This is a genomic window from Sinorhizobium americanum, from assembly GCF_001651855.1.
GTDB lineage: Bacteria > Pseudomonadota > Alphaproteobacteria > Rhizobiales > Rhizobiaceae > Sinorhizobium > Sinorhizobium americanum.
Map to the genome: position 1 here is coordinate 117,426 of NZ_LNQC01000077.1, position 19,107 is coordinate 136,532.

The window sequence follows — 19,107 nt, forward strand, 5'->3', positions numbered from 1 at the left end:
AGTCTCGATGGCCGAAACAGCTACAGCGATCGCCATTCGCCCGGCGCGCACCGACGATGTGTCGGCGCTTTGCGCCTTCCTGAACGAAATCATACGGATTGGCGGCACCACGGCGCACGAAACGCCGTTTACCGACGAGACCTTCGTCAGCCACTTTCTGGCAGGGCCGGGCTTTGTCAGTTGCTTCGTTGCGGAAGATGGCTCGGGTCAGCCATGCGCCTTTCAGGGCCTGGAGCGCGCGCACGGCCTGCCCGAGGGCTGGGCGGATATCGGCACCTTCGCCCGGCCGCACGCGAAGCTTCCCGGCGCCGGCACCGCGCTTTTCGCCGCGCCGAAAGCGCATGCCCGCGATGCCGGCTTCGAGGCGATCAACGCGACGATCCGAGCCGATAATATCGGCGGGCTAGCCTACTACAGCAAGATGGGCTTCGTCGACTACAAGGTCGACAAGGCGGTGCCGCTGAAGGATGGGCGGGCGGTCGATCGGATTTCCAAGCGGTATTTGCTTTGAGGCATGTGCGAGAATGATCCTGCAAGCTCTGAGCACCAGCGCCGGTCCCTCAGCCGCGCATCCGCCGTGCGCTTAGACATGGATCCTCGGGTCAAGCCCGGTCAAGTCCGAGGATGACGAAGGAGGGGGTTTGCGGCTATCTCCCGACGCGGGCCTGCCGCAACCAACTCTTGGCTGGGTGCAAGGCAGGCCATCAGCCGCTCGGCGCGTTGCCGCGGCTTGGCCGCTGTCTGGCGCCGACCTCTCCACCCGTCATTCTCGGGCTTGACCGGCTTGACCGAGGTTCCATGCGCCGGCGAGAGATGGACGAACCGGCCGATATCAAAACCCTTGAAAGGCGAAATCCGTGGCGGCGACAATTTTGTCGCGGTGGTTTGACAGGTCACCGATCAATTCGCCGAGTTCGTTCAGCGAAATGGCGGCCAAGAGATGGATGGCAACGACGTAGGCGTTCCCGTTGATCGTTGCGCGCGGGTTGAGGCTCGCCATGACGTGGGCAATGTTATGGGCCGGAATGAGAGGCGCGACGATCCTTGTCTTCAGCATATCGAACAGGTCGGCCTGAAGATCGACCACCAATGTCTCGCTTTGCTTCAGGCGGTAGACACGAAATCGGGCCATCAGAACTGCCGCAGTTTGGCCAGCGGCAGTCCGCGTTTTTCGACGAAGTCATTGGCATCGGCGATCGATTTGGCATTCTCCACGCGCCAGAGCCGCTCCTGTTCGGCTCTGACAGCCTGAGCGATGCCCTCTTCCGCTGCGCGCGAAACGTTGATCTTGAGGTCGCGCGCCTGCGAAAGCAGATCGCCATCAAGCGAAAGATTGGTGGGGCGTCTCGCGATCGATCGTTTCATATCCGCTCCCATGAAGATGCGCACAGTATATGCGCATCTTCATGGGAAGAGAACAGTCACTCATCCCCCATCTTCAGCGCCGCGATAAACGCCTCCTGCGGGATCTCCACCTTGCCGAACTGGCGCATGCGCTTCTTGCCTTCCTTCTGCTTTTCCAGAAGCTTGCGCTTGCGGGTGGCGTCGCCGCCGTAGCACTTGGCCGTGACGTCTTTCCGGAGGGCGCGCACCGTTTCGCGGGCGATGATGCGGCCGCCGATCGCCGCCTGGATCGGGATCTGGAACATGTGCTGCGGGATCAGGTCCTTGAGCTTTTCGCACATCACGCGGCCGCGCTTTTCCGCCGCCGAGCGGTGGACCAGCATCGACAGCGCGTCGACCGGCTCGGCATTGACGAGGATCGACATCTTGACGAGGTCGCTCTCGCGATAGTCGGCCAGGTGGTAGTCGAAGGAGGCGTAGCCCTTGGAGATCGACTTCAGCCGGTCGTAGAAGTCGAAGACCACTTCGTTGAGCGGCAGGTCATAGGTCAGCATCGCCCGGCTGCCGACATAGGTGAGTTCCGTCTGGATCCCGCGCCGGTCCTGGCAGAGCTTCAGGATGCCGCCGAGATATTCGTCCGGCGTCAGGATCGTCGCCTTGATCCAGGGCTCGCGAAACTCGGAAATCTTCACGACGTCCGGCATGTCGGTCGGGTTGTGCAACTCGATCTCGGTGCCGTCGATCATCGTCAGCTGATAGACGACCGAAGGCGCGGTGGCGATCAGGTCGAGGTCGAACTCGCGCGACAGGCGCTCCTGGATGATTTCGAGATGCAGGAGACCGAGGAAGCCGCAGCGGAAGCCGAAGCCGAGGGCGGCGGAAGATTCCATTTCGAAGGAGAACGAGGCGTCGTTGAGGCGCAGCTTGCCCATGGCGCTGCGCAGTTCCTCGAAGTCGGCAGCATCGACCGGAAAGAGGCCGCAGAAGACCACCGGCTGCGCCGGCTTGAAGCCCGGCAGCGCCGCCTCCGTCGGACGCCTATCGTCGGTGATCGTATCGCCGACGCGGGTGTCGGCCACTTCCTTGATCGAGGCGGTGATGAAGCCGATTTCGCCGGGGCCGAGCGAATCCATCGCCACCATCTTCGGCGTCAGCACGCCGACGCGCTCGATGGTGTATTTGGCGCCGGTGCCCATCATCCGGATGGTCTGGCCCTTCACCAGCACGCCGTCGATGATGCGCACCAGAACCATGACGCCGAGATAGGTGTCGTACCAGCTGTCGACGAGCAGCGCCTTCAGCGGCGCCTTCTCCCCGCCCGGGCTCTTCGGCGCCGGCAGCTTGTGGACGATTGCTTCGAGCACGTCCGGAATGCCGAGGCCGGTCTTTGCCGAAATCAGCACGGCGTCGGAAGCGTCGATGCCGATCACCTCCTCGATCTGCTCCTTGATGCGGTCGGGCTCGGCCGCCGGCAGGTCGATCTTGTTGAGCACGGTGACGAGCTCGTGGTTGTTGTCGATCGCCTGGTAGACGTTGGCAAGCGTCTGGGCCTCGACGCCCTGGCTGGCGTCGACGACGAGCAGCGAGCCCTCGCAGGCCGACAGCGAACGCGAGACTTCGTAGGCGAAGTCGACGTGGCCGGGCGTGTCGATCAGATTCAAGACATAGGTGTCGCCGTCATTGGCCTTGTAGTGCAGGCGCACGGTCTGGGCCTTGATGGTGATGCCGCGCTCGCGTTCGATATCCATGCTGTCCAGCACCTGCTCGGACATCTCGCGCTCGGCAAGCCCGCCGGTCAGCTGGATCAGCCGGTCGGCCAGCGTTGATTTGCCGTGGTCGATATGGGCCACGATCGAGAAGTTTCGGATATGCGACAGGGGCGTCTTGGAGGATGGTGTGCTCATGGGGCGCATATAGCAGCGCGATCAGGCGGCGCAAAGCGGGAAATGAAGGCTTCGTTCACTATAAATCCGGGCGTGGCGCGGCTATTTCGCCCTCGCCTCCGCCTCGGCAAGCGCGCCCGCATTAGGCACCTGCGCGCTCTTCAGTTCGAAGGTCTCGCAGAGCTGCGGCGGCACGCGTTCACGCAGCCGCAGGCGTATGAGCACGAAGGCCGCATAGAGGATGGCAACGGCGATCGTCGCGTGGATGAACAGCTGAGCGCCGAAGACAGGCGTCAGCAGCGTCACGAGCATCGGTACCAGGGTCGCCGCCGCCGACCAAGCGACCAGCATCGTGCTGGCGAGCGGCACGTAATCGGCGGGAACGGTGCGGTCGTTGGCATGGGCATTGGCAATCGAATAGACCGTCTCGACGGCGCCGGCAAAGAGCGCGAAGACGAGCATCAGCAGCGGAAGGCTTTCAAAGGAGACGACGAGCGCTGCGAGCCCCGCCGCAACGATCAGGACGCAGGTGGCGACAAGAACGATGCGGCGGTCGATCCGGTCGGAAAGCGAGCCCATCGGATACTGGATGAGGAGCAGGCCGAACTGCATGACGAACATCAGCGTCGCCACGTCCTGCTGGCTCATCGCATTGGCGGCGGCATAGATCGGCGTGAAGCCCTGCACCAGCATCGAGAGACCGCCGGAGGCGAGTACGCCGATGAGGGCGACGGGCGAGCTGCGCCAGGCCATGGCGATGTCGATGCTGACCTTGGCGGGCGCGGGCGGCGTCGGCAGGCGTGTGAGGCCGATCGGCAATATGGCGAGTGCGGTGAAGAAGATCGTGACGATCGGGGCGATGTTGCCGTCGACCGGGATGCGGCCGAAAAGCCAGGCACCGGCCCCAAGCCCGATCACATAGGCCATGTAGAAGAGTGCCATGGCCTTGCCGCGCCAGTGGTTGTCGCTCGCGTGGTTCAGCCAGCTCTGGGTGATGATGAAGTTGGTGTTGGCAGCCGCTCCGTAAAGCGCCCGGGCAAAGATCCAGAGGGTGGGATGGACGCCGAGGCTGATCAGCACCGCCGCGAGGATGACGAGCGCCATCGAACAGGAGAAGGCCCGCGCATGGCCGACGCGGCGGATCAGCGGGCCCGCCATCACGCAGCCGATCAGGCCGCCGAAAGCGATCGCGGTGACCGCCGCTCCCGGAATCCACTCCGGTGCCGCGGAGCGCGTCAGCACGAAGGGAACATAGGCAAGCATCATGCCGTTGCCGATGGCGACGGCGGTCATCGAGGTGACGATGCTGGCAATCGACAGGAGAGACGAACGATCGCTGCCCATGTGCTTGTCCTCTCGCAGCCGCTTCTCCGACGCAAACTAGCGCGGCGCCGCCTGTCGCATTGTCGCCGGAGCGGCATGGAAGAAATTTATTTTGGGCCCACGGGGGCCGCTTGACTCCACTATATGAGAAATGCAATCTCAAATAATGGAACAGACAATCAACTCCCTCGAACGGACGATCGGCGAGCGCGTGCGTGAGATGCGGACGCTCCAGGCCCTGACGCTTGACGAATTGGCGATCCGCTCCGGCGTCAGCCGGGCGATGATCTCCCGGGTCGAACGCGGCGAGGCGAGCCCGACGGCACAGCTACTGGCAAAGGTCTGCAGCGCCCTCGGCACGACGCTCTCGGCGCTTTTCGCCTCTGCCGCGGACAACCCCTCGCCGATCGCGCGGCGGGCGGAGCAGCGGCTCTGGCGCGATCCGGAAAGCGGCTATCTCCGTCGCTCGGTGTCGCCGGAGGGCCTCGGCTCGCCGGTCGATATCGTCGAGGTCGAGTTCCCGCCCGGAGCCCGCGTCGTCTTCGAACGCCAGCCGGCCGACCGCGGCATCACCCAGCACCTCTGGCTTTTCTCCGGGCGGCTGGAACTGACGATGGAGAGCGGACCGCAGGTGCTAGAGGCCGGCGACTGCCTTTTCATGGGCCTCGAAGAGGCGCACATCTTCCACAACCCCTACGACGAGCCGGCGCACTACGCCGTGATCCTCTGCCGCACCAAGGTGTAATCATGCCCGACGTCATTATCCACGTGCTTACCGAAGAAGAAACCCACGCCGCGCTGCCGACGCTCGCCGAAATCCTTTCCGACTGCGTCGAGGGCGGCGCCTCGGTGGGCTTCATGCAGCCCTTCGGACCGGAAGACGCGGTGCCCTATTGGCAGGGTGTCGCCGCCGCGGTCGGCCGGCAAGAGACGGTGCTCCTTGTTGCCGAGCTCGACGGACGCGCTTTCGGCACCGTGCAGCTTGGGGTCGCGACGATGCCGAACCAGCCGCACCGCGCCGACATCAAGAAGCTGCTCGTGCATCGGGACGCGCGCGGCCTGGGTCTTGCTCGGCGGCTGATGGACAAAGCCGAGGCCGAGGCGCAAAAGCGTGGCCGGCGCGTGCTGGTGCTCGATACCGCGACCGGCGAGCCGGCGGAGGCGATCTACGAACGCTTCGGTTGGCTGCGCGCCGGCGCCGTTCCCGACTATGCGCTGATGCCGGACGGGCGCTACTGCGCGACGACGTTTTTCTACAAGCATCTGGCGGGTTAAGTGGGACGATGGCTGCCCCCTCATCCCGCTGCCGCGACCTTCTCCCCGCGCGCGGGGAGAAGGGGCAAGGCGCACGCCGCTCAATCCGTCGAAGCTTGGGCGGAGGGGTTCTGATGGTGCCGCATTTGCCTTCTCTCCGCCGGCGGAGAGAAGGTGCCGGCAGGCGGATGAGGGGCGTGCCCGACCAAATCCATCAAAGTAATTTACAGTAGCATTCCCCCGAATCAGGACACCCAAAATGCGCGTTTTCTACTCCGAAGACCACAAGCTCCGGGACGCCAGAACCGAACTCCATGGCGGCGAACTCGTGCCGCCCTTCGAGGCGCCGTTCCGGGCCGAATGGATTCTTGCCGCTGTCAGGGAAGCAGGCTTCTCGGACGTGGTCGCTCCCGAACAGCACGGCATGGAGACGGCGCTGAAGCTGCATTCCGCGGATTACCTCGAGTTCCTCGAAACCGCCTGGCAGCGCTGGGTCGCGGACGGCTACCGCGGCGAGGCTATTCCCGCCTGCTTTCCGGCGCGGCGCATGCGCCAGCATCCGCCGAAGGATATCGACGGCGCGCTCGGCTACTATTCCTTCGCCGCCGAGACGGCGATTACCGAAGGCACCTTCGCCGCCGCGCGCGCCGCCATGGATTGCGCGATTTCGGCCGCCGACCATGTCGCTGTCGGCAATACCGCCGCCTTCGCGCTCTGCCGTCCGCCCGGCCATCATGCGGCGATCGATCTCTTCGGCGGCTACTCCTTCATCAACAATGCCGCCTGCGCCGCCCAGCGCCTGCGCGACCGCGGCGCGCCAAAGGTCGCCGTGCTCGACGTCGATTTCCATCACGGCAACGGCACGCAGGATATCTTCTACGAACGCGGCGACGTCTTCTTCGCCTCACTGCACGGCGATCCCGTCGACGCCTTCCCGCATTTCCTCGGCTTCGCCGATGAGGAAGGGGCCGGTGCGGGGCTCGGCACGACGAAGAACTATCCGCTGCCGCGCGGCACCACCTTCGACACCTGGGTCGCGGCAATGGACGACGCGCTCGCGCGCATTGCCGGTTTCGGGGCCGAGGCGCTGGTGCTCTCGCTCGGCGTCGATACGTTCGAGCGCGACCCGATCAGCTTCTTCAAGTTGAAATCGGAGGATTTTCTGAGCCTGGGCGCGCGCTTGCAGAAAACCGGCCTGCCGGTCGTCGTCTGCATGGAGGGCGGCTATGGCGTGCCAGAGATCGGCCTGAACGTCGCCAACGTGCTGAAGGGCATCGCCGGCTGATCGTCCTCAGCCGTCTACGACACAAAGAACTGCGACAGCCCCTGGCCGGCGGCGAAGGCGAGATAGGCGAGCACCACGAAATAGATGGTGGTGGCGACGAGGAAGAGGTAACCGCCGGCCACCATCAACCCGTCGCGCTGGATGATGCCGAGCGACAGAAGCAGGATGGCGACGCCCGGCAGCGTGTTCGACAGCGGGATCAGCCCGAGCGGGAACATCAGCAGCACGCCGCCGGCCATGATCATCAGGCCGTTGAAGCGGTTCATCACGGCGCCATGGGTGAGGAAATGCAGCCTCGGGCGCACATAGCGGTCGAGTTTCGAAACCAGCGCCGCGCCCTTCTGCAGGGTCGGCACGAGTTTTTCGGTCTCGATCTGCCGGTCGAGAATCCGCCGCGGCAGCCAGGGCAGACGATTGAGGGTGATCGCCAGCGAAATGAGAATGATCGCCGCGCCGAAGACGGTGCTGACGCCGGGGATCGATACCGGGATCAGGAAGGGCAGCGTCAAGAGCGCGCAGAGAAGCAGGAAGCCGTGCTCGCCGATCTCGATCATCAGCTCGCGCAGCGTGATCGTATTGCCCCGGATCGAAGCGATCATGCCGGTCAGCGTATCGCTGAGGCTGCGCTCTGTGTCGTCGAACTCGATCGCCATTCCTGTCCCTCTCGTCTGCGTCTCGGCCGGCCAATGACACCGTAGCGCAAGCCTGTGAAGCTTCGGTTAGCGTCCGCTCTGGACAGCAATGTGGCGAAGCAAGGTATCAATGCTGCAGTGCAGAAACATTACAGCTGCCAGTCCATGTGGAAAGCGTCGCGCCCCTTCATCTTCCTGCCGCAATCGATAGTATGAAGCAGCTTTAGCACCAATGGGGACAATTGATTCGATGATCAAGAAATGCGCCATTCTGGCTGTCGCGGCCATCTATCTTTCCGGATGCACGACCACCGATCCCTATACGGGAGAACAGAAGATGTCGAACACGGCCGGCGGCGCGTTGATCGGTGCGGGGCTCGGCGCCGCAACCGGCCTCCTGGTCGGCGGCAGTGCGGCGGGACGGCGTGACGCCGCACTCGTCGGCGCCGGCATCGGTGCGCTCGGCGGCGGCCTGATCGGCAACTATATGGACCAGCAGGAATCGGAATTGCGCGCCCAGTTGCAGGGCACCGGCGTCTCCGTCACACGCCAGGGCGACCGCATCATTCTCAACATGCCGTCGAACATCACTTTCGCGACCGACCGCGACCAGGTGATCCCGCCCTTCTACCCGACGCTCGACTCGGTCGCGGTCGTGTTGCGCAAGTTCAACAAGACGCTGATCGACGTCGACGGCCACACCGACTCGACCGGCAGCGCCTCCCACAACCAGGGCCTTTCGGAGCGCCGCGCCGCTTCGGTCGCCAATTATCTCGGCAGCCGCGGCATCGACCAGCGCCGCATCTCGACGATGGGCTACGGCATGGAACGGCCGATCGCGTCGAACGCCAGCGAGGCCGGCCGCGCCCAGAACCGCCGCGTCGAAATCTCGATCGCGCCGATCAAACAGGGCTGACAGCTTTTCGATATTTCGCAAGGGCCGCGCGGAATCTCCGTCGCGGCCCTTTGTTTTGAAGCGGCAAGCACTTAGGCGAGTTCGCTTCCACTAAGGCAGCGGTGTTACGGGCAGTGTCCGCGGCCTATCCAGCGACGCACACGTCCCCTACGGTCGTCATCCTCGGGCTTGAGGGAGGCGCGGTCCCCGTTATCGAAAGTGCAGCGCCGCCCGCGGCGACGTCAGCCTTGCGGCGGATAGGTGTGCGCGTTTCCGCGGAAATCGGTGACGGTGTAGCAGCCGCCGCCTTCCGCCTCTATCGAGCTGGCGCTGATCACGGCCTTGCCGTAACCGCCGGGAATATCGAGGATATAGGTCGGCTGGCAGAGGCCCGAGACGCGGCCGCGCAGCGAGGCGACGAGCGCCTGGCCCTCTTCGATCGACAGTCGGAAATGGCCGGTGCCGGGCGCGAGGTCCGGATGGTGCAGGTAATAGGGCTTGATCCGCGTCTCGACGAAGGCGCGCATCAGTTCGGCAAGCACCTCCGGGTCGTCGTTGACGCCCTTCAGCAGCACCGATTGACTGATCATGACGATCCCCGCATCGATCAGCCGGGCCGCGGCGCCGCGCGCTTCGCCCGTCAGCTCGCGCGGATGATTGGCGTGGAGCGCCACATAGGTCGCCTTGCCGCTGCTTTTGAGCGCCGCGATGAGATCCGCATCGATGCGGTGCGGCTCGACGACCGGTACGCGCGTGTGGAAGCGCACGACCTTGACGTGCTCAATCGCGCCGAGACGCTCGAGGATTTCCTGAAGCCGCCGCGGCGACAGCACCAGCGGGTCACCGCCGGTCAGAATCACCTCCCAGATTTCCGGATGCGCCGCGAGATAGGCGATCGCCGCATCGAGCTCGGCGGGCGTCAGTGTGCCGAGCCCCTGCGGGCCGACCATCTCGCGGCGGAAACAGAAGCGGCAATAGACCGGGCAGACATGGACGGCCTTGAGCAGCACCCGGTCCGGGTAGCGGTGGACAATGCCGGGAACGGGGCTGTGGGCGCCGTCGCCGATCGGATCGGCGCGCTCCTCGGGGGTCAGGGTCAACTCCGCTGCGTCCGGTACGAACTGCCTGGCAATGGGATCATGCGGATCGGCGCGGTCGATGAGGTCTGCAACAGCGGGGCTGATCGCGATCGCGTAGCGGGAGGCGACGCGAGAGATCGCTTCCTCGGCCGAGGCGTCGATAAGGCCGGCCTCGGCGAGATCGCCGGCGGTCCGGATGGGACGGTGCGCGGTCATGCGCCGGCCTCCGCCACCGGTGCCCAGAGCACCTGATCGATGCGTGCCGCACCCGTCGCCAGCATCACCAGCCGGTCGAAGCCGAGCGCGATGCCGCTCGCCTCCGGCATAATGGAAAGCGCCGACAGGAAGTCCTCGTCGAGCGGATAGGTTTCGCCATAGACCCGCACCTTTTCCGCCATCTCCAGCTCGAAGCGGCGGCGCTGTTCCTTGGCATCGGTCAGTTCGCCGAAGGCGTTGGCCAATTCGACGCCGCAGGCATAGAGCTCGAAGCGCTCGGCGACGCGAGGATCGCGCGAGGTCGGCCGGGCGAGCGCCGCCTCGGCAACCGGATATTCGTCCAGGATCGTGGTGCGTCCGAAGCCGAGGTTCGGCTCGACCTTTTCGACGAGCACGCGGCTGAAGAGGTCAGCCCAGGTGTCGTCGTCGGCAACGCGGAGACCGGCCCGCCGCATGGCCGCGGCCAGACCTTCGCGATCGGTCGCGCCGTCTTTTTCGATCGAGGCGAGAAGATCGATGCCGGCAAAGCGCGCGAAGGCCTCGGCGACCGACAGCCGCTCCGGTTCGAGGAACGGGTCGCAACGGCCGCCCTGATACGCGAAGGACCGCGTGCCCGTCGTCTCGGCGGCGAGCGCGAGGATCTCGGCGCAATCGTCCATCAGCGTCTCGTAGCTCTCCTCGGCGCGGTACCATTCGAGCATGGTGAATTCCGGATGGTGCAGCGGGCCACGCTCGCGATTGCGATAGACATGGGCGAAGCAGGCGATGCGTCTTTCGCCGGCCGCCAGGAGCTTCTTGCAGGCGAATTCCGGCGAAGTGTGGAGATAGAGCGGCTGCATCGATCCGTCCGACCCAAGCGCCTGCGTTTCGAAGGCGTGCAGATGCGCCTCATTGCCCGGCGACAGCTGCAGCGTTGCCGTATCGACTTCCATGAAGTCCCGCTCGCCGAAGAAGCGGCGGAGTGCCGACTGGATGCGGTTGCGGCCGATCAGAAAGGGACGGCGGTCGGCGTGGACATCCGGTGTCCACCAGGGAGAAGCATGCGGCATGGTCGGTTCGGTCCAAGCTTTCTTCCGCACGAATGCCGCTCAGGCTGGCTATTTGCGCGAAATTAGGGTAGTGGCGGCGCGAAATCGAAACATTCTCGCGTCCTTCCGGGCCGATTTCCGGCCCGCGCGTGTCGCTGATACCTCTGTTACAAGGAAGACTAATGGTCAAGGTCATCGCTTCTTCGGTCCGCAAGGGCAACGTTCTCGACGTCGACGGCAAGCTCTATGTCGTGCTCACCGCGCAGAACTTCCATCCGGGCAAGGGCACGCCGGTCACGCAGGTCGACATGCGCCGCATCTCCGACGGCGTGAAGGTCTCGGAACGCTACCGAACCACCGAGCAGGTCGAGCGCGCCTTCGTCGAGGACCGCGAGCACACCTTCCTCTATGAAGATGCCGAAGGCTTCCATTTCATGAATCCGGAGAGCTACGACCAGCTCGTCATGTCGGCCGAGGACATCGGCGACCTGAAGGCTTACCTTCAGGAAGGCATGGCGGTGATGCTGTCGATCCACGAGGGCATTGCGATCGCCATCGACCTGCCGCGCCACGTCATCCTCGAGATCACCGAGACCGAGCCGGTCGTCAAGGGCCAGACGGCGTCTTCCTCCTACAAGCCGGCCCTGCTTTCGAACGGCGTCCGCACCTCGGTGCCGCCGCATATCCAGGCCGGCACCCGCGTTGTCATCGCAACGGAAGACGGCTCCTACGTCGAGCGCGCCAAGGACTGAGGCACGTCCTGAGAGCGCTGTTTAACAGGGGCGGCAGGTTACCTGCCGCCCTTTTTTTGTCGCGACTCACAACTCAGAATGCGAGTGCGCAAGGCCTGCAAAATTGAGCGTGCATTTTTGAGGCGCGCTGTTTAGGGTCACCTGCCGCTGCCGAAAGCTGGACGAGATCGAGGGATTGCATGTTTCCATTGTCGCATATGATGAAAGCCTTCATCCGCAAAGGCCGCCTTACCGTGATCGACGCCGACGGCAAAAGGCACGTCTTTTCGGGCGAGCCGGGGCCGAGCGTCACAATGCGGCTCACCGACAAGCGGCTCTATCGCAGTCTCGTCCTCAATGCCGAGCTTGCCGCCGGCGAGGCATATATGGACGGGACGATGCGCTTCGAGGAGGGATCGACCCTTCGAGACTTCCTCACCCTCTTCTCGATCAACCGGCTGTCGCTCGGCTCCTACCCGATCCAGAAGCTGCTGCGGGCGATCAAGATGCGCTTTCGCAAGCGCCAGCAGGCAAATCCGAAGGGGAAGGCGCAGCAGAACGTCGCGCATCACTACGATCTCGGCAACGCGTTCTACAAGCTCTTCCTCGACGAGAACATGCTCTATTCCTGCGCCTATTTCCGCGAACCGGACGAGACGCTGGAGGCGGCACAGCGCAACAAGCTCAGGCTGCTCGCCTCAAAGCTCTGCCTGAAGCCCGGCATGAAGGTGCTCGACATCGGCTGCGGCTGGGGCGATCTGGCGCTCTATCTGGCCGCTCTCGAGAATGTCGAGGTTCTCGGCGTGACGCTCTCTAAGGAGCAGCAGGCACTCGCCTCCGAGCGTGCCCGCGCCGCGGGCCTTGCCGACCGGGTGCGCTTCGAGCTCAAGGACTACCGCGACGTCGAGGGGCCGTTCGACCGCATCGTCTCGGTCGGCATGTTCGAACATGTCGGCGTTCATCACTACGACGAATTCTTCAAGAAGGTGAACGCGCTGATGCGCGATGACGGCATCGCCGTCCTGCACTCGATCGGCCATATGAGCCCGCCCGGCATGGCGAGCCCGTGGCTCAGGAAGTATATCTTCCCGGGCGCCTATTCGCCGGCCCTCTCCGAAGTCTTCGAGGTCGTCGAGCGCAACAGCCTATGGGTGAGCGACCTCGAGTTCCTGCGCGTCCATTACGCGACGACGCTCGCCCATTGGGGCGCGCGCTTCGAAGAAAACCGCGACAAGGTGATCGCGATGTATGACGAGCGCTTCGCGAGGATGTGGGAGTTCTATCTGATCAGCGCAGAGATGATGTTCCGCACCGGCAGCCAGCTCGTCTTCCACATGCAGCTGTCGCGCTCCCGCGATGCGGCGCCGATCGTGCGCGATTACATCACCGACCAGCAGCGCGCCTATATGGAACAGGAAAAGGCGCTCGACCTGGCGATCTGAGACCCGTCTGCCTATGCGGTGACGCGGGCAAAATGCGCCGTCAGCGTTTCGCCCAGAGCACCTTGAAGCGCGCATTGCGGCAGGTTTCGCCACTTTCCTTGAAGCTTTCCGCCAGGACCAGTTCATAAGGCAGGCCGCGATTGGCGACCAGCATCAGCCGGCCGCCCTGCTTCAGGGCCTTGGCGGCTGCCTTGATCATCGCCGCGCCGAGGGCGGGCTCGGCCGCGTGGCCCTCGTGGAAGGGCGGGTTCATGACAATCAGGTCGTATTTGTCGCGGGTTTCCTCGCTCGTCAGATCGTGCCAGTAGAAGCGCGCCGGCGTCGACGAAGCGTTCGCCGCCATGTTGGCCCGCGCCGCCTCCAGGGAATTGTGATCCGCCTCGAACAGGTCGATGCCCTTGAGGCCCGGCGAGGCCTCGGCAAGCTTCACCGAGAGAAAACCCCAGCCGGCGCCGAAATCCGCCGCATGGCCGCTGAAATCGCGCGGCAGGCGGGAGGCGAGCAGTTCCGAGCCGGCATCGACGCGGTCGTGCGAGAACATGCCCGGCGCCGCCTCGAACAGGCCGTCGACGCGCACGGGGACCTTGGTGAGCTTCGACACGGCCTCGGAGGCGTCCTCCGGCCGCGTGAACCAGAAGGCGACGCCGTGATATTTCGGCATCGAATCGCCTTCCCAGCCGAACTTGTCGATCTTCTTGCGCAGCGGCTGGATACCGTCCTCCTTGCCGCCGGCGACGACGATGAGGGCGCCGTCCCGGGTGCGTTTCAGCGCCTCGGCAATGCGGTCCTCGTTCTCGCCCTTGTGTTTGCCGCAGAGCACCAACGCTGCGTCGTAGTCCTCGCCCGAGGCGACCGGCGCCGCTTCAGCCCGTGCAGCTTCCAGAGCGCGATACAGGGATTTGAGCGGCTGGACGGCCAGCATCGATGCGGCAAAGCCTTCCGGCAGCCTGTAGCCCGCTTCCGCACCGAGAAACAGGACGCGCTCGCCCTCCCCCGGCGGATCGATGACGCCGGTCTCGAAGGGGTAGAACAGGGTTTTCAGCGCGTCGCGGCTCATGGATGTTTCCGTTAGCAAATCTGTCGGTCGAGTGCGGGCCGCCTCACAGGGAGAGTCTTGTCCCGCGCTTACGAGAAAGGGCGCGAAGCGATCTGCTCCGCGCCCCGAGTTGGATTGAACTGAAGCCGGCTTATTCGGCCGCTTCGCCGCCGTCCTTCTTGTCGGACTTGTCGCCCTTTTCGGCGACGATCTCCTTGCCGGTCGCTTGGTCGACGACCTTCATGGAGAGGCGGACCTTGCCGCGCTCGTCGAAGCCCATCAGCTTTACCCAGACTTTGTCGCCTTCCTTGACGACGTCGGTCGTCTTGGCGACGCGCTCGGAGGCGAGCTGCGAGATGTGGACGAGGCCGTCACGGGCGCCGAAGAAGTTGACGAAGGCGCCGAAATCGGCGGTCTTGACGACCGTGCCCTCATAGATCTGGCCGACTTCCGGCTCGGCGACGATCGAGTGGATCCACTTGCGCGCAGCCTCGATCTCCTTGCCGGACGACGAAGCGATCTTGACGGTGCCGTCGTCCTCGATGTTGATCTTGGCGCCGGTCTTCTCGACGATTTCACGGATGACCTTACCGCCGGAACCGATGACTTCGCGGATCTTGTCGACCGGGATGTTCATCACCTCGATGCGCGGCGCGAATTCGCCGAGCTGGCCGCGGCTCTCGGAAATGGCCTTGGCCATTTCGCCGAGAATGTGCATGCGGCCGCCCTTCGCCTGGTTGAGCGCAACACCCATGATCTCTTCGGTGATGCCCTCGATCTTGATGTCCATCTGCAGCGACGTGATGCCGGCTTCCGTGCCGGCCACCTTGAAGTCCATGTCGCCGAGATGATCTTCGTCACCGAGGATGTCGGAGAGAACGGCGAAGCGGTCGTCTTCCTTGATCAGGCCCATGGCGATGCCGGCGACCGGCTTGGCAAGCGGCACGCCCGCATCCATCAGCGCCAGCGAGGTACCGCAGACGGTTGCCATCGAGGAGGAGCCGTTCGACTCGGTGATCTCGGAGACCACGCGCAGCGTGTAGGGGAACTGTTCCGCCGTCGGCAGCATCGGATGGATGGCGCGCCAGGCGAGCTTGCCGTGGCCGATTTCGCGGCGGCCTGGAGAACCCATGCGGCCCGTCTCACCGACCGAGAAGGGCGGGAAGTTGTAGTGCAGCATGAAGTTTTCCTTGTACATGCCGGTCAAGGAATCGACATACTGCTCGTCTTCGCCGGTGCCGAGGGTGGCAACGACGATCGCCTGCGTTTCACCGCGGGTAAAGATCGCCGAACCGTGGGTGCGCGGCAGGAGGCCGACTTCGGCGACGATCGGGCGAACCGTCACGAGGTCGCGGCCATCGATGCGGCTCTGGGTGTCGAGGATGTTCCAGCGGACGATCTTGGCCTGCAAGTGCTTGAAGACCGAGGCGATTTCCTCTGCCGTGTGAGCCGGGTTCTCGATGCCTTCCGGCAGGAAGTGCTCCTTCACCCTGGCCTTGACGGCGTCGACTGCGGCGTAGCGGGCGGCCTTCTCGGTGATCTTGTAGGCGTTGCGCAGCTCGTCCTCGGCGATCGCCAGCATGGCGTTTTCGAGAGCGGAATGATCTTCCGCTTCGAACTCGCGCGGCTCCTTGGCGGCGACTTCGGCAAGCTTGATGATCGCGTCGATCACCGGCTGGAAGCCCTTCTGCCCGAAAACGACGGCGCCGAGCATGATGTCTTCCGGCAGTTCCTTGGCTTCCGACTCGACCATCAGCACGGCTTCCTGGGTGCCGGCGACGACCAGATCCAGCGAGGACTCGTCCATTTCGTCGAGATGCGGGTTCAAGACGTATTCGCCGTTGATGTAGCCGACGCGGGCGCCGCCGATCGGACCCATGAACGGAATGCCGGAAAGCGTCAGCGCCGCGGAAGCGGCGACCATCGAGACGACGTCCGGGTTGTTTTCAAGGTCATGCTGCATGACCGTGACGATCACCTGGGTGTCGTTCTTGTAGCCTTCCGGGAAGAGCGGGCGGATCGGCCGGTCAATCAGGCGCGAAACGAGCGTCTCGTTTTCGCTCGGGCGGCCTTCACGCTTGAAATAGCCGCCGGGGATCTTGCCGGCGGCATAGGTCTTTTCCTGGTAGTTGACGGTCAGCGGGAAGAAATCCTGGCCGGGTTTCGGTGCCTTGGCGGAGACCACCGTGGCGAGCACGACGGTTTCGCCGTAGGTGGCGAGAACGGCGCCGTCGGCCTGGCGGGCGATCTTGCCGGTTTCGAGCTTGAGCGGACGCCCAGCCCATTCGATTTCTACCTTGTGGGTCTCGAACATGTTCTGTCCTTCGTGTGCGGGAGACCGTCCGCGGCTGTTGCAGCGCAGACGATCCGGTGCCGCTTGGTGTGGCGCATCACGGGCAAGACAACGGGAGGCTTCAATCAGAGCCGGCCGCTCGCCACTTTGCCGCGCTGCCTGCATGGAAGCGCTTCGGCGAGCAGGCGCCGAAGCATCCTGCAATCCTGCCCCATGACGGGCCATCGGTTAATCCGCGATACCGGCCCATCCGGTCCGCTGGACATTCCCCCATTGCGTCTTCGACGCAGGTGGAGGGACGATTGGTGGGCGCTTCAGCGCCCAAAAAAACCGGCGGATCGCCAAGCGACCCGCCGGACAGTCGATTAGCGACGGATGCCGAGGGCACCGATCAGCTTGCTGTAGCGCGCTTCGTCTTTCTTCTTCAGATAGTCGAGGAGCGAGCGACGGCTGGAGACCATCGCGAGAAGACCACGGCGGGAATGGTTGTCCTTCTTGTGGTCCTTGAAGTGTTCGGTCAGGTTGTTGATCCGTTCCGTCAGGAGCGCAACCTGGACTTCCGGAGAACCGGTATCGCCTTCAACGGTCGCGAATTCCTTGATGAGCTGAGCCTTGCGCTCTGCAGTGATCGACATCGGATGTTCCTTTCGTTTTCGAGGATTTGAGGGTCGCCGGCAGCCGGGATGTCGTCCAGCCACGGCCGTTCACACGAAGAGGCGAGGCCTTTTCGCTGGCGTGCCTATAACCGAAACGGACACAAAAGGAAAGGGCGATCGAGCCGGCCACGGATCGGGCGGCTGCGCCGCAATTTTCCTATGCTCAAGCTGCCGCAAGCGTCGACATCGGCAGGCGCCGCATCAATTGTCCGCCCCGCCCTTGGCTCCGCCGTCGCGCGGGATGCGGATGTGCCATTCGATACCGTCGGCATGCATCGTTCTGTCAAGTTCGGCGCGCAAGGCCATGCCGAGCATGCGTTCGATGACCACTGACCCGAAGCCCTTGCGGGGCGCCCGGGCCTGCTCGACGAGGTCCGCGCCACTCTCGCGCCAGCGGATGGTGATCGCTCCCGGCGATATCGACCACTCGAGGTTGACGACCCCCGTCATATTGGCAAGCGCGCCATGCTTGATCGCATTGGTGGCGAGTTCGTGAAGCACCATGCCGAGCGTCTGCGCCAGCTGCGTGTCCAATCGCAAGCTTGGACCGGCAAGCACGATGCGGTCCGGATCGTCGGGGGCAAAAGGCTGAAGCTGGTCCTCGGCAAGCTCGCGGAAATCGACGCCCATCGCCGCATTGGCGATCATCAGATCGGTCGAGCGGGCGAGACCCGCGAGCCGCTTGCGGAACGCGTCGACGAATTCCGTCGTGTCCTCGCTCGACGCGGCGGATTGGGCGAGCATCGACTGGATGACGGTCAGCTGGTTCTTCGAGCGATGCGCGACCTCCCGCATGAGGAGGCGGATTTCCGCCTCGGCCCTTGTTCGGGCCGCCGCCGCGCGGGCAAGCGCCGTCGAAACCGCCTCGACTTCGGTAATGACGTAGCGGCGCGGCTCAATCACCTCGCCGGCGCCGAGGCGCCGCGCGTCGAGCGCCAAAAGCTTGACCCCTTGCGTCAACAGCCGCGCGATGGTCAGCGATCCGGCAACTGCGATGCTAGCAAAAATGATGCCGCCGAGCGACAGCCAGAGAAACGACCACAGAATCGGCGCATCGACGACCTCACGCGGCGCCCAGGCGACGATGCGCCAGCCGGTGATAACCGAAAATTCCGAAACGACGCGGTAATCCACGCCATGCTCGTTAATGTCGCTGACGCCGATGCTGATCTGAGGGAGCTTGTTCAGAAAGAACGCTTCACCGGGGCGGGCCGCGGGATCCGAGGAGGCAATCACCTTGCCCTTGCCGTCGACGAGCGCGGCATTCCAACCCGGTGAAAGCGTGTCCCGATTGACCGCCTTGACCATCCGAGCGGCATCCTGGGTCAGGCCCAACAGATACCGTTCGCCGTCCGGCCCGTTTATCGGCAGATACACGTTGAAGGCCCAATCCTTGGCGGTGCTGGCGAAGAAGGCGCCCGAGACGAGCGGTCCGCTGCTCTTGAGGGCAAGGTCGAGGTCCGGATCGGATCCCCGTCCCAACAGCGTTCCGAAGGGAACTCCGGTGCTCATCCGCAAATTGTGGTCGCTGTCAACGACAATCAGATTGGAATGGGTGCCCGCCAAAGCACTTGAAGCGCGGTGGTAAAACCCGCGCAAGTCGCGAAGATCGACCGCCCCGGAGGTCGACAGGACCCGGAGCGTGGTCATCATGCCCTCGACCTCGCGTTCGACTATCCGGGTCACGGAGCCGGTCGAGGCCCTGAGCAGCGAGGTGACGACCTGCTCCTGTGCATCGACGCTGCGCTTCACGATCACGAAGGAAAAGATGAAGGAAGGGACGATCGCGATCAGCAGCAGCGAGAGCAGGTAGAAGCTGAAGGGCCTGCGAAGGTAAGTACGGACAAAGGCCGCTACGGCCTGCAGACCGCCGGACGAGACCTCTCCCTCGCTTTTCTCTGGCGCCTTGAGCATCCGAACCGCCTTTCGCCCCGGCTTCTCAACCCCGTTTGCGCGCCTACACGCCGCACGCAAAAGCGTAGCGATTGTTGGCCGCGCAATGGCTGCCGG

Annotated in this window: 18 protein-coding genes; 7 read left to right on the forward strand and 11 right to left on the reverse strand. The window is 64.1% G+C overall.

The window, feature by feature from the left end; translation table 11 throughout:
* Window positions 1-7: 7 nt before the first annotated feature.
* A complete protein-coding gene (locus tag ATC00_RS26350) occupies window positions 8-511 on the forward strand; it encodes a GNAT family N-acetyltransferase (RefSeq protein WP_064255026.1) in 504 nt (167 codons plus the stop codon).
* Window positions 512-832: 321 nt separating this feature from the next.
* Here the strand turns inward: ATC00_RS26350 and ATC00_RS26355 are convergent, their stop codons facing one another.
* The 4 genes from ATC00_RS26355 to ATC00_RS26370 form a co-directional block, all read right to left on the reverse strand.
* Window positions 833-1,132: a CcdB family protein gene (locus tag ATC00_RS26355; RefSeq protein WP_064255027.1), complete on the reverse strand. Its 300-nt coding sequence runs from the start codon at window positions 1,130-1,132 to the stop codon at window positions 833-835.
* Window positions 1,132-1,365 (reverse strand): type II toxin-antitoxin system CcdA family antitoxin, encoded by a 234-nt coding sequence (locus ATC00_RS26360; RefSeq protein WP_037377772.1) that lies wholly within the window; start codon window positions 1,363-1,365, stop codon window positions 1,132-1,134. Before ATC00_RS26360 ends, ATC00_RS26355 begins: the two co-directional genes overlap by 1 nt.
* Window positions 1,366-1,421: 56 nt before the next feature.
* A complete protein-coding gene (lepA, locus tag ATC00_RS26365; RefSeq protein ID WP_037377770.1) occupies window positions 1,422-3,257 on the reverse strand; it encodes a translation elongation factor 4 in 1,836 nt (611 codons plus the stop codon).
* A gap of 72 nt (window positions 3,258-3,329) precedes the next feature.
* Window positions 3,330-4,571: an MFS transporter gene (locus ATC00_RS26370; RefSeq protein ID WP_064255028.1), complete on the reverse strand. Its 1,242-nt coding sequence runs from the start codon at window positions 4,569-4,571 to the stop codon at window positions 3,330-3,332.
* A 145-nt stretch (window positions 4,572-4,716) separates the two neighbouring features.
* Here ATC00_RS26370 and ATC00_RS26375 point away from each other — a divergent pair, with 145 nt between their 5' ends.
* From ATC00_RS26375 to ATC00_RS26385, 3 genes are all read left to right on the forward strand, one after another.
* Window positions 4,717-5,295, forward strand: a complete 579-nt coding sequence (locus ATC00_RS26375) for a helix-turn-helix domain-containing protein (RefSeq protein ID WP_199275557.1) — start codon at window positions 4,717-4,719, stop codon at window positions 5,293-5,295.
* 2 nt (window positions 5,296-5,297) lie between these two features.
* A complete protein-coding gene (locus tag ATC00_RS26380; protein WP_037377762.1) occupies window positions 5,298-5,825 on the forward strand; it encodes a GNAT family N-acetyltransferase in 528 nt (175 codons plus the stop codon).
* A 238-nt stretch (window positions 5,826-6,063) separates the two neighbouring features.
* Window positions 6,064-7,089 (forward strand): histone deacetylase family protein, encoded by a 1,026-nt coding sequence (locus ATC00_RS26385; protein ID WP_064255029.1) that lies wholly within the window; start codon window positions 6,064-6,066, stop codon window positions 7,087-7,089.
* Window positions 7,090-7,103: 14 nt separating this feature from the next.
* Here ATC00_RS26385 and ATC00_RS26390 read toward each other — a convergent pair whose 3' ends face one another.
* The gene (locus ATC00_RS26390) at window positions 7,104-7,742 is read right to left on the reverse strand and encodes an exopolysaccharide biosynthesis protein (protein ID WP_037377758.1); all 639 of its coding nucleotides are present in this window, start codon (window positions 7,740-7,742) and stop codon (window positions 7,104-7,106) included.
* Between the two features lie 229 nt (window positions 7,743-7,971).
* Here ATC00_RS26390 and ATC00_RS26395 point away from each other — a divergent pair, with 229 nt between their 5' ends.
* Window positions 7,972-8,637, forward strand: a complete 666-nt coding sequence (locus ATC00_RS26395; RefSeq protein ID WP_037377841.1) for an OmpA family protein — start codon at window positions 7,972-7,974, stop codon at window positions 8,635-8,637.
* A 221-nt stretch (window positions 8,638-8,858) separates the two neighbouring features.
* Here the strand turns inward: ATC00_RS26395 and ATC00_RS26400 are convergent, their stop codons facing one another.
* Together ATC00_RS26400 and epmA are read right to left on the reverse strand one after the other, a co-directional pair.
* Window positions 8,859-9,911, reverse strand: coding sequence for a lysine-2,3-aminomutase-like protein (locus ATC00_RS26400; RefSeq protein ID WP_064255030.1), 1,053 nt, complete (start codon window positions 9,909-9,911; stop codon window positions 8,859-8,861).
* Window positions 9,908-10,960: an EF-P lysine aminoacylase EpmA gene (gene epmA, locus ATC00_RS26405; protein ID WP_037377753.1), complete on the reverse strand. Its 1,053-nt coding sequence runs from the start codon at window positions 10,958-10,960 to the stop codon at window positions 9,908-9,910. The genes ATC00_RS26400 and epmA overlap by 4 nt, the downstream gene beginning before the upstream one ends.
* Before the next feature lie 161 nt (window positions 10,961-11,121).
* On the opposite strand from epmA, the gene efp reads away from it, so the two are divergent.
* Both efp and ATC00_RS26415 read left to right on the forward strand, forming a co-directional pair.
* Window positions 11,122-11,691: an elongation factor P gene (gene efp / locus ATC00_RS26410; RefSeq protein ID WP_037377751.1), complete on the forward strand. Its 570-nt coding sequence runs from the start codon at window positions 11,122-11,124 to the stop codon at window positions 11,689-11,691.
* A 179-nt stretch (window positions 11,692-11,870) separates the two neighbouring features.
* Window positions 11,871-13,112 carry an SAM-dependent methyltransferase gene (locus ATC00_RS26415; RefSeq protein ID WP_064255031.1) on the forward strand — a complete coding sequence of 414 codons (1,242 nt, stop codon included), beginning with the start codon at window positions 11,871-11,873 and terminating at the stop codon, window positions 13,110-13,112.
* Window positions 13,113-13,152: 40 nt separating this feature from the next.
* Here ATC00_RS26415 and ATC00_RS26420 read toward each other — a convergent pair whose 3' ends face one another.
* From ATC00_RS26420 to ATC00_RS26435, 4 genes are all read right to left on the reverse strand, one after another.
* On the reverse strand, window positions 13,153-14,169 hold the full coding sequence (locus ATC00_RS26420; protein WP_064255032.1) for a class I SAM-dependent methyltransferase: 1,017 nt from the start codon (window positions 14,167-14,169) through the stop codon (window positions 13,153-13,155).
* A gap of 130 nt (window positions 14,170-14,299) precedes the next feature.
* Entirely contained in the window at window positions 14,300-16,462 is a 2,163-nt protein-coding gene (pnp, locus tag ATC00_RS26425) for a polyribonucleotide nucleotidyltransferase (protein ID WP_037377746.1), read from the reverse strand.
* 344 nt (window positions 16,463-16,806) lie between these two features.
* Window positions 16,807-17,076 (reverse strand): 30S ribosomal protein S15, encoded by a 270-nt coding sequence (gene rpsO / locus ATC00_RS26430; protein WP_037377744.1) that lies wholly within the window; start codon window positions 17,074-17,076, stop codon window positions 16,807-16,809.
* A 222-nt stretch (window positions 17,077-17,298) separates the two neighbouring features.
* Window positions 17,299-19,011 carry a sensor histidine kinase gene (locus ATC00_RS26435; RefSeq protein ID WP_064255033.1) on the reverse strand — a complete coding sequence of 571 codons (1,713 nt, stop codon included), beginning with the start codon at window positions 19,009-19,011 and terminating at the stop codon, window positions 17,299-17,301.
* Between the last annotated feature and the right edge of the window lie 96 nt (window positions 19,012-19,107).